At 47.9% G+C, this 9,329-nt stretch carries 11 protein-coding genes; 3 read left to right on the forward strand and 8 right to left on the reverse strand.

The annotated features are described in order from the left end of the window. A partial coding sequence (locus tag B3180_RS11945) for an FAD-binding protein (protein ID WP_286844776.1) occupies window positions 1-685 on the forward strand: 685 nt, incomplete at its 5' end. 10 nt (window positions 686-695) lie between these two features. On the opposite strand, the gene B3180_RS11950 is transcribed toward B3180_RS11945, so the two are convergent. Together B3180_RS11950 and B3180_RS11955 are read right to left on the reverse strand one after the other, a co-directional pair. Further along, window positions 696-965 carry a hypothetical protein gene (locus B3180_RS11950; protein WP_054488122.1) on the reverse strand — a complete coding sequence of 90 codons (270 nt, stop codon included), beginning with the start codon at window positions 963-965 and terminating at the stop codon, window positions 696-698. Then, window positions 962-1,234 (reverse strand): succinate dehydrogenase assembly factor 2, encoded by a 273-nt coding sequence (locus tag B3180_RS11955; protein ID WP_054488124.1) that lies wholly within the window; start codon window positions 1,232-1,234, stop codon window positions 962-964. The genes B3180_RS11950 and B3180_RS11955 overlap by 4 nt, the downstream gene beginning before the upstream one ends. A gap of 80 nt (window positions 1,235-1,314) precedes the next feature. Between B3180_RS11955 and B3180_RS11960 the strand changes: the two genes are divergently transcribed. Together B3180_RS11960 and B3180_RS11965 are read left to right on the forward strand one after the other, a co-directional pair. Beyond that, entirely contained in the window at window positions 1,315-2,208 is an 894-nt protein-coding gene (locus tag B3180_RS11960; protein WP_222235451.1) for a YgfZ/GcvT domain-containing protein, read from the forward strand. A gap of 4 nt (window positions 2,209-2,212) precedes the next feature. Beyond that, complete coding sequence (locus B3180_RS11965) at window positions 2,213-2,695, forward strand: FKBP-type peptidyl-prolyl cis-trans isomerase (RefSeq protein ID WP_199494195.1); 483 nt, start codon at window positions 2,213-2,215, stop codon at window positions 2,693-2,695. 87 nt (window positions 2,696-2,782) lie between these two features. On the opposite strand, the gene lysS is transcribed toward B3180_RS11965, so the two are convergent. The 6 genes from lysS to B3180_RS11995 form a co-directional block, all read right to left on the reverse strand. Further along, the gene (gene lysS, locus B3180_RS11970; protein WP_054488136.1) at window positions 2,783-4,294 is read right to left on the reverse strand and encodes a lysine--tRNA ligase; all 1,512 of its coding nucleotides are present in this window, start codon (window positions 4,292-4,294) and stop codon (window positions 2,783-2,785) included. A gap of 36 nt (window positions 4,295-4,330) precedes the next feature. Further along, window positions 4,331-5,429, reverse strand: a protein-coding gene (gene prfB / locus B3180_RS11975; RefSeq protein WP_143441131.1) for a peptide chain release factor 2 whose coding sequence is annotated in 2 segments (ribosomal slippage) — window positions 4,331-5,353 and window positions 5,355-5,429 — 1,098 coding nt in all. Because the reading frame shifts where the segments join, the coding sequence is not laid out codon by codon here. Window positions 5,430-5,467: 38 nt separating this feature from the next. Next, window positions 5,468-7,180 (reverse strand): single-stranded-DNA-specific exonuclease RecJ, encoded by a 1,713-nt coding sequence (recJ, locus tag B3180_RS11980; RefSeq protein ID WP_286844781.1) that lies wholly within the window; start codon window positions 7,178-7,180, stop codon window positions 5,468-5,470. Between the two features lie 3 nt (window positions 7,181-7,183). Then, the gene (gene dsbC / locus B3180_RS11985; RefSeq protein ID WP_278358740.1) at window positions 7,184-7,915 is read right to left on the reverse strand and encodes a bifunctional protein-disulfide isomerase/oxidoreductase DsbC; all 732 of its coding nucleotides are present in this window, start codon (window positions 7,913-7,915) and stop codon (window positions 7,184-7,186) included. 55 nt (window positions 7,916-7,970) lie between these two features. Next, window positions 7,971-8,873, reverse strand: a complete 903-nt coding sequence (gene xerD / locus B3180_RS11990; protein ID WP_054488138.1) for a site-specific tyrosine recombinase XerD — start codon at window positions 8,871-8,873, stop codon at window positions 7,971-7,973. 81 nt (window positions 8,874-8,954) lie between these two features. Then, window positions 8,955-9,329, reverse strand: a 375-nt coding sequence (locus B3180_RS11995; protein WP_286844785.1) for a VC2046/SO_2500 family protein, incomplete at its 5' end; no start/stop codon positions are given.

Consider the following 9,329-nt stretch of genomic DNA (forward strand, 5'->3'; position numbering starts at 1 on the left):
TATTTCTCATAAACCTAAAGAGTTTATCCAGCATCATTTCCCCACTATTATGGAAAAGTGCCTGTCGCTTGGGATAGACATCAGTAAAGAACCTATGCCAGTGGTGCCCGCTGCACATTACACTTGTGGTGGTGTAAAGACAGACATGAATGCTGCCACCGATTTACCGAATCTCTATGCAGTTGGTGAAGTTGCCTGTACTGGCCTGCACGGCGCAAACCGCATGGCCAGTAATTCGTTACTGGAGTGCTTGGTCTTTGCTCGTGCCGCGGCTAAAGATATTTTGTCGAAACAGTCACAGCGACAAGCCTTAACTCACCTGCCAGGCTGGGATGAAAGTCAGGTAGCAGACTCCGACGAGGAAGTTATTATTCAGCATAACTGGCACGAGTTACGACTCTTTATGTGGGATTACGTCGGCATTGTCCGCACTACCAAGCGGCTGGAGCGTGCGCTACATCGCATTGAGTTGTTGCAGCGCGAAATTCACGAATACTATTCTCACTTTAAGGTGAGTAATAACCTGCTTGAATTACGGAATTTGGTTCAGGTATCTGAGTTAATCGTAAGAAGTGCTATGAGTCGCAAAGAAAGCCGAGGCTTGCACTATACACTCGATTATCCTGAAACTTTGCCTGAAACAAAGCCAACCGTACTCTCTCCTAAGTTAATCACCCAGGCTTAGCTCTTGAGTGTTAATAATCAGACAACTGCTGCAGTTGGCGTCGCAATTTAAATTGCTGCGCCTGCGGCAGCTGAAACCACCAAATCCATAGCCAGTGGCGTACTTCTTTATTCGTTTCAGTTCTACGGGTGAGAGGTAAAAGCACCAACAAGCCAGCAATAACCAGCGCTTTACTAAAAAACTGCCAGCGCTGCTGTTGCCACCACCAATAACGGCCACATGAAGAAACCGACAGTGTCCCCATTGGCCGCTGTAAATTAAAGAAATGAGCAGGATTCACACTTTGACGCGTGACAGCATAAACTGAACCATGGCGTCGAGCTCTTCATCTTCACACTTCTGGTGTCCCATAAACCAGGCAAAAAGATCCGGGTCATCGCAGGTAACCAGACGACGAAATACCGCTTTCTGCTCTTCGCTCAATTCGTCATAAGCCTGATCGACAAAAGGTTCAAATAATACATCCAGCTCCAGCATTCCCCGGCGGCAGGCCCAACGTAAACGACGCTTGTCTTTAAGTGCTTCTTCCGATTGTTTTAACGGCAACATAAAATCTCCGCAGCAATTGCCCTTGTAATTCGATAATGTGCCCTAATATTACCACGTAAGCCATTTAATAAGGAGTCATTGTGGTTGAGTTAACACAGCATTTTAGTGACGCAAATCTGGACAGCCTTTCCGTTCAACTGACGGATTATGGTATCCTTTCTGTTTCCGGTGCAGATGCTGACAGTTTTTTACAGGGTCAGCTGACATGTGATTTACGCAAACTCGACCAGAATAATTGGTTATATGGCGCACATTGTGATCAAACCGGAAAAGCCTTTAGCGTTTTTTGGCTTTGTCGTGAAGCCGATGCCGTATTGCTGATTATGCATCGCAGTGCAATTGAAGGCTCTTTGGCACAATTAAAGAAATACGGTGTGTTTAGTAAAATTACAGCTGAAGATGTCAGTGACGACTGGAACATTGCAGGTGTTTTTGGCAATAAAGCAGCCAGCGTTGCATCAGAATTTGATGGCCGGGTAATACAGGTTGGGACAAGTCCCGACCAATATCTGTTACTCAGCCAACAACCAATTTCTACGGATTATTCGCAACCCTACTGGGATGCGTTGGAAATTGAACGGGTTCGCCCACAACTTACGTCTGAAAACAGCCAGGCGTTTGTCCCGCAAATGATGAATTTGCAGGCGTGGGATGGAATCAGTTTTGACAAAGGATGTTATATCGGCCAGGAGACTATTGCCCGAATGAAGTATTTGGGCAAACAGAAACGGGCACTCTTTCGCTTATCCGGTAAAGTAACGGCTCAAGTTACACCGGGTGTGCAATTAGAGAAAGCCATTGGCGATAACTGGCGTCGTGCAGGTACGGTCATTATGGCAGTGAACCGCACCGACACCCACGTGGACTTACTAGCTGTTTTACCCAGCGATATAGACGCTGACACAGCTATTCGGGTTCGGGATGACGACGCAAGTCTTCTGGAAATACACTCACTGCCTTATCAATTAGGTTAAACTTATGAGCGAAACCATTGCACCAAACAAAGTCGTGGCTATTAACTATGCCGTTAAAACGGAAGATGGCCAGACACTGGACCAGTCTAAAGATGGCAGCCCACTGAACTTCATCCACGGTCGTGGCATGCTGATTCCTGGTCTGGAAAATGCACTGGAAGGCAAAACTGTTGGCGATAGCTTCACCGCAGAAGTTAAGCCAGAAGAAGCTTATGGCGAACGTCATGACGGCTTAATCCAGACTGTACCGCGCAACCTGTTCGGCGACAACGAAGTTCAGCCTGGCATGCAGTTCCGCGCCAGCACGGATCAAGGCGAGCAGTCTGTCGTTATCGTTGAAGTAAAAGACGACGAAGTGACTGTTGACGGTAACCACCCATTAGCAGGTGTTAACCTGAACTTTGACGTAGAAGTGCTTGAAGTTCGTGATGCGACTGAGCAAGAACTTGAGCACGGTCACGTGCATACTGAAGGCGAAGATCACTAAGCACAGCTTTTTGATTTCGATAAAAGAAACCCGGCTAATTAGCCGGGTTTTTTTATGCGCATTAGATTCACTTTTCAGCCGGTTAAATTAGTCGGCTTTTGGGCGCATGTGCGGGAATAAAAGTACGTCACGAATAGAGGCTGAATCAGTTAACAACATCACCAGACGGTCAATACCAATACCCTCGCCCGCTGTTGGGGGCATGCCGTGCTCAAGAGCCGTAACATAGTCTTCATCGTAGAACATCGCTTCGTCATCGCCCGCTTCTTTCTGTTCAACCTGTTCACGGAAGCGCTCAGCCTGGTCTTCTGCGTCATTCAACTCAGAGAAACCATTCGCTAGTTCACGTCCACCGGCAAAAAACTCAAAGCGGTCCGTGACAAATGGATTGTCATCGTTACGACGAGCAAGCGGTGATACTTCTGCCGGGTATGCGGTAATAAAGGTCGGCTGAATTAAGCGGTGTTCTGCAACCGTCTCAAATATCTCAATTTGAATTTTACCCAGGCCCCAGGAAGGCTTAACGTTAACACCTACCTGCTCAGCAATTTCTGTCGCGCTGTTCAGATCGTTCAGCTGCTCGACCTTCACTTCCGGCATATATTTGAGAATAGCTTCCAGTACCGTCATACGCTCAAATGGCTTACCGAAGTCGTAATCAACACCCTGGCTGGTAAACTGAGCGGAACCCAGCACGGCTTCCGCCGCTCCGCGTAACATTTGCTCGGTTAAGTCCATCAGGTCGTGATAATCGGCATAGCCCCAGTAGAACTCCAACATTGTGAACTCTGGGTTATGACGCGTCGATAAACCTTCGTTTCGGAAGTTGCGGTTAATTTCAAAAACTTTTTCAAAACCACCCACCACCAGACGCTTCAAGTAAAGTTCCGGCGCAATACGTAAAAACAGTTCCATATCCAGCGCATTGTGATGCGTACTGAATGGACGCGCTGCCGCACCGCCAGGAATTGCCTGCATCATAGGCGTTTCCACTTCCAGAAACTGACGTTCACTTAAAAAGCGACGAATGTAATCAATAACTTTAGAACGAACCACGAAAGTGCTGCGTGACTCGTCATTAGTAATAAGGTCTAAGTAACGTTGGCGGTAACGTGTTTCCTGATCGGCTAAGCCATGAAACTTGTCTGGCAATGGGCGTAATGCCTTAGTCAGCAAGCGTATGTCGTCTACCTGAACACTCAGCTCTCCGGTACCGGTAATGAACAACGTACCTGACGCGCCAATAATGTCGCCTAAGTCCCACTTTTTAAATTCAGTGTTGTAGTAACCTTCAGGCAGATTGTCGCGGGCAACATAAAGCTGAATTTTCCCGCTCATATCCTGAATGGTGGCAAAGCTCGCTTTACCCATAATACGGCGGGTCATCATACGCCCGGCAACTTTGACTCGAATGCCCTTTTCAGCCAGCTCTTCTTTGCTCACTTCATCGTATTCTGCATGTAAGTCGGCCGCTAACGAGTCCCGACGGAAATCGTTCGGGAATGCGATACCCTTATCGCGAAGCGCCGACAGTTTCGCCTTTCGTTGCGCGATCTGTTCGTTTACGTCTACTTCGGGTGCTTGCGATTTATCAGTCATTATCGATTTTCCTCTGTCGGGATACTTAAATTAAACTTACAGCCCGCTTTTTAAGCTGGCTTCAATAAATGGGTCTAAAGCGCCGTCTAGCACGGCTTGCGTATTGCGGTTTTCAACGCCGGTACGTAAGTCTTTTATACGTGCATCATCTAAAACATATGAACGAATTTGACTGCCCCAGCCAATGTCTGCTTTCGAGTCTTCCAATGCCTGCTTCTCTTCGTTCTGCTTCTGTAACTCAAACTCATACAATTTTGCCTTTAGCTGCTTCATTGCTGAGTCACGGTTCTTATGCTGCGAACGGTCACTTTGGCATTGTACAACAATGCCTGTCGGTTCGTGTGTTAAGCGAACGGCGGAATCAGTCCGGTTAACGTGCTGACCACCTGCGCCAGAAGCACGATAGGTATCAACTCGTAAATCTGACGGATCAATTTCAATGTCTATATCGTCGTCAACTTCCGGGTAAACGAATACCGATGCAAAAGATGTATGCCGACGATTACCTGAGTCAAAAGGTGACTTACGAACCAGGCGATGAACACCAGTTTCGGTTCTTAGCCAGCCATAAGCGTACTCTCCGGCTACACGCACCGTAGCCGATTTTAGTCCGGCAACATCCCCTTCTGACAGCTCAGTAATTTCCGCTTTAAAGTCATGCGCTTCAGCCCAACGCAAATACATGCGCAGTAACATATTGGCCCAATCCTGAGCCTCGGTTCCGCCAGAGCCTGACTGAATATCCAGATAACAGTCGGCAGAGTCATTGTCTTTTGAGAACATCCGGCGAAACTCTAAGTTTTCAAGCTGTTTTTCTAAGCCTGATAATTCTTCCTGAGCTTCGTTAAAGGTATCTTCATCATCAGCCTCTACAGCTAAATCGACGAGGCCTTCTACATCATCCAGACCTTGCTGAAGTTTATCCAGAGTTTCTACTACTTGCTCTAATGCGGCACGTTCTTTACCTAACGCCTGCGCTTTTGGTGGATCATCCCAGACATCGGGCTGTTCCATTTCACGGGTAACTTCTTCCAGACGCTCTAACTTAGCATCGTAGTCAAAGATACCCCCTAAGCGCATTGCTACGCTCACGCATATCTTTAATGTTATTGTAGGTTGCGTTGGTCTCAAACATGCGACTACCTAATTCTGTTTATTTTAAAGGGGCGTAGTTTAACGTATTGCGCGGATTTGCTCCACCAACAACTGGACGTTTGTGCGTCCGCGGAAGTGATTAAGTTGCGGCTTGTATAAAAGTTCAACAACCGTAGCCTGCCGCGCTGGCCATTGTTGTGTATCAACGTTAAAAGCGATGCCGTCTAACAACTCCCCCTGAGGATGACGCACCACCAATTTTAGATGGCGTTCGCCAACAATGCGTTGATCAACCAGCTCGAACTGCCCGTCAAACATGGGCTCAGGAAACTGCTGCCCCCATGGACCTGCATTTTGCAGAGTATTCACACTGTCGAGTGACAACTGCGGTACAGTCAACTCACCATCTGACCAGAATCCCCGCTGCTTTTGTTCTTCCGATAACCATTCGGATGCGACTTGTTCAGCCAGTTCGGAAAACCGCGTTAGGTTCACTTTTTTTAGCGTTAACCCCGCTGCCATAGCGTGTCCGCCAAAACGTTCCATAATGCCAGGCTCCAGACTATGAATACGCTCCAATAAGTCACGCATATGCAAGCCACTGACCGAACGCGCCGAGCCTTTTAGTAAGTTGTCATCGTCATTCGCCAATGCAATAACCGGACGGTTCACCTGTTCTTTTACCCGGCCCGCAACAATACCAATAACACCAGCATGCCAGTCTGGCTGATAAAGGGTAACTAAATCCGGTACCTGCCCCTGGTCAAAACGTAATTTCGCGACTGCACTTTCGGCATGCTCACGCATTTCCGTTTCAATAGACTTACGCTGTTGGTTTAAATCGTTAAGTTGCTGCGCTAACTGCTTTGCCCGGGACTCACCCGCTAATAAACATTCTATTCCGAGCCCAATGTCGTCTAACCGGCCTGCAGCGTTAATACGCGGACCCAGGGCGAACCCCAAATCACTGGCTGCCAACTGACTCGCGTCACGGTTGGCAACTTCCAGCAACGCTTTAATTCCGGGGCGGCTCATACCTTTACGAATACGGGCTATACCCTGTTGCACTAATACGCGATTGTTATAATCCAGCGGTACGACATCGGCGACAGTGCCTAAAGCCACAAGATCAAGCCAGTCTGCCAGATTCGGTAAAGGTTCTATGCCTTCTTCTCTTAACGCTGCGCGCAACGCCAGCAACACGTAAAATGCAACACCAACCCCGGCTAAATTCTTACTTGGGAACTCGCAGCCCTGCTGGTTTGGGTTAACAATGGCGTCAGCAAGAGGAAGCTCCGCCGGAGGTAAATGATGATCGGTTACCAAAACTTGTATGCCGTTATCCCGCGCAAGAGAGATGGCGTCGTGTGCCGCAATACCGTTATCAACAGTAATAATAAGATCGACGTTGTCTGCGGTCAGTTGTTTTACCATAGCAACAGAAAGCCCATAGCCGTCTGTCATTCGGTTCGGAACACGGTAACCAACCTTTTCTAAGCCAAAAGCCTGCAAAGCGGAAACCATCAGCGCCGAGCTGGTCGCTCCATCAGCGTCAAAGTCACCACAGATGCATACGCGTCGCTGCTTTTTTAATGCAGTTCGAAGCAGTTCAACAGCTTTAGCAATATCTTTCAGCGAAGAGAAATGAAGAAGCCCTGAAGCTTTAAGAGACAATTCGTCCGCACTGCGAACTCCGCGCCGTGCATAAATTTGCCGCAACAAAGGAGGCATTTGCTGCGGCAGAAAACCATCGTCAACAACCTGATAACGACGTATTTCATAGTCACTCATGAATTACTGCGACTCACCTTTTTTGATTTCAGCCACTAATCTTGAGGCCGGTAATGCGCCAGGCACCATACGTCCGTCCGGCAGGATAATAGCTGGTGTACCGGTTACGCCAAAGGATTTACCCAGTTGATAATGCTCAGCAACCGGATTTGAACAGTTAGAGCTGCCGCTAAAACTTTCTTCATCTTTAAAGGCGGCAATGGCTGCTTTTTTATCATCAGCACACCAGACGGTCTGCAACTGACGCGCACCTTTGCTACTCATACCACCACGAGGGAAGGCTAAGTATTTAATGGTAATTCCTTCAGCATGATAACTGCTCATGTTTTGATGCAAACGCTGACAATAGCCACAGGTTGTATCGGTGAAAATGGTAACTTGATATTTTTCGTTCTCTGCCGGATAAACAATCATGTCATCAGTGAAACCTTCCAGCATTTTTAAGCGCACATTGGCCATTGCGGCTTCGCTTAAATTAACAGGCTCTTTACCGGTTATATCGAAAACATTTCCACTGATTAAGCGCGTACCATCGTCAGAAACATAAAACATACCCTGATTAGTAACAGCACGGACATAACCGTCTATTTCACCCGGCGCGGTCGACAACACCTCAATACCAATTTTATTCAAATGGCGGGCATCAACTTCATTTTGTCCAGCACCAACAGCGCTGGTACTAAAGCCGACACTTGCCAGCCCCGCAAACCCTAATACAAACATCAAATTGCGCATAACCACCTCATAAATTAATTGTCCGAACCCTACCCTTTTAACGGTCAAAATGCAATTAACCGCGCGGGTGATGCTGAGCATGAAGAGCCTGTAGGCGCTCACGTGCAACCTGGGTATAAATTTGAGTGGTCGACAAGTCGCTATGCCCCAAAAGCAACTGTAGTACGCGTAAATCTGCGCCATGGTTCAACAAATGCGTGGCAAACGCATGCCGTAACGTATGGGGCGACAAATGCGCATAAATCCCGGCTTCCTCTGCGTAATGCCGCAAACGGTACCAAAATGCCTGACGCGTTAGTAACGAACCTCTTTGTGTCACGAATATCCAGGGACTGCTTTTATCCGTTATCGCCGGACGACCATGTTTTAAGTACGTATCCAGCCATTCCAATGCTTCTTCCCCCAAAGGCACCAAACGCTCTTTGTTTCCCTTCCCAACAACCCTTACCAAGCCTTGCTGGCGGCTCAGTTGGTCGTACTGCAGACGAATAAGCTCCGTTACCCTTAACCCCGTAGCGTAAAGTACTTCCAGCATGGTTCTGTCACGCAGGCCAATGGGAGTTTCTGTATCAGGCTGCTGCAATAACGACTCAACGTCAGCTTCGCTTAATGAGTGAGGAATGCTCTGTGGCAATTTAGGACGCTTCAGGCGCGCAGTTGGATCAACCGCTACCCATTGCTGTTTTACCGCAAATTGGAAAAACTTTTTTGCCGAACTTAAAAATCTCGATGTGCTTCTTGGCGAGAGCCCTTGAGTTCTGCGCCAAAGCAAGTAGTCCTGAAGTACTAATTCATCGGTGTCCATCAGCGATTTTTTCGAGGGTATAAGGTACTCACAAAAACGTCGTAAGTCGCTACGGTAAGCCGCCTGAGTGTTTTCGCTGGAACCATGATGCAGCCACAAATGCTCAGTAAAGGCGTCAATACGATCTTCGTCCTCTGGGCGCAGTTGCTTCATGTTTTATCGAATTTGCGAAATGGTAACAGCATTATGCAATATAGAGAGGTTGTCGGGAACTCTTTAACACCAATAAAAAGCTTAGTGGGTGATTCCCAGTTTTTGCAGCACATCGTAAAGACCGGCAGGCCCTTTGTGTCGATAGTCGTTTTTGTCATCAGCCTGAGGTTGTTTTTTCTTCTCAAGTCGCTGCCTCACTTTCCAGTCCAGGTTCTGAATCAGCTCTAAAGGCAAACGATCCGGCGTTGCATCCGGAATAAGGGGTTGAGGATGAGTCGCGTCCTGTAATTTAAAGTCCGACAGCTGGCTTACGGTTGCATAAACGCCTGAGGCCATCACAGCACCTGGCTGAACATCTAAAGGTCTTGCCCTGCCTGCACCGATAGAGCGCTGCCAATTCACCTCAGTTGGGCGTTCAGAGACCACCGGATCAGCACCGAGTGCCGAGACCCAATA

This window comes from Idiomarina sp. UBA4206 (assembly GCF_002383015.1).
GTDB lineage: Bacteria > Pseudomonadota > Gammaproteobacteria > Enterobacterales > Alteromonadaceae > Idiomarina > Idiomarina abyssalis.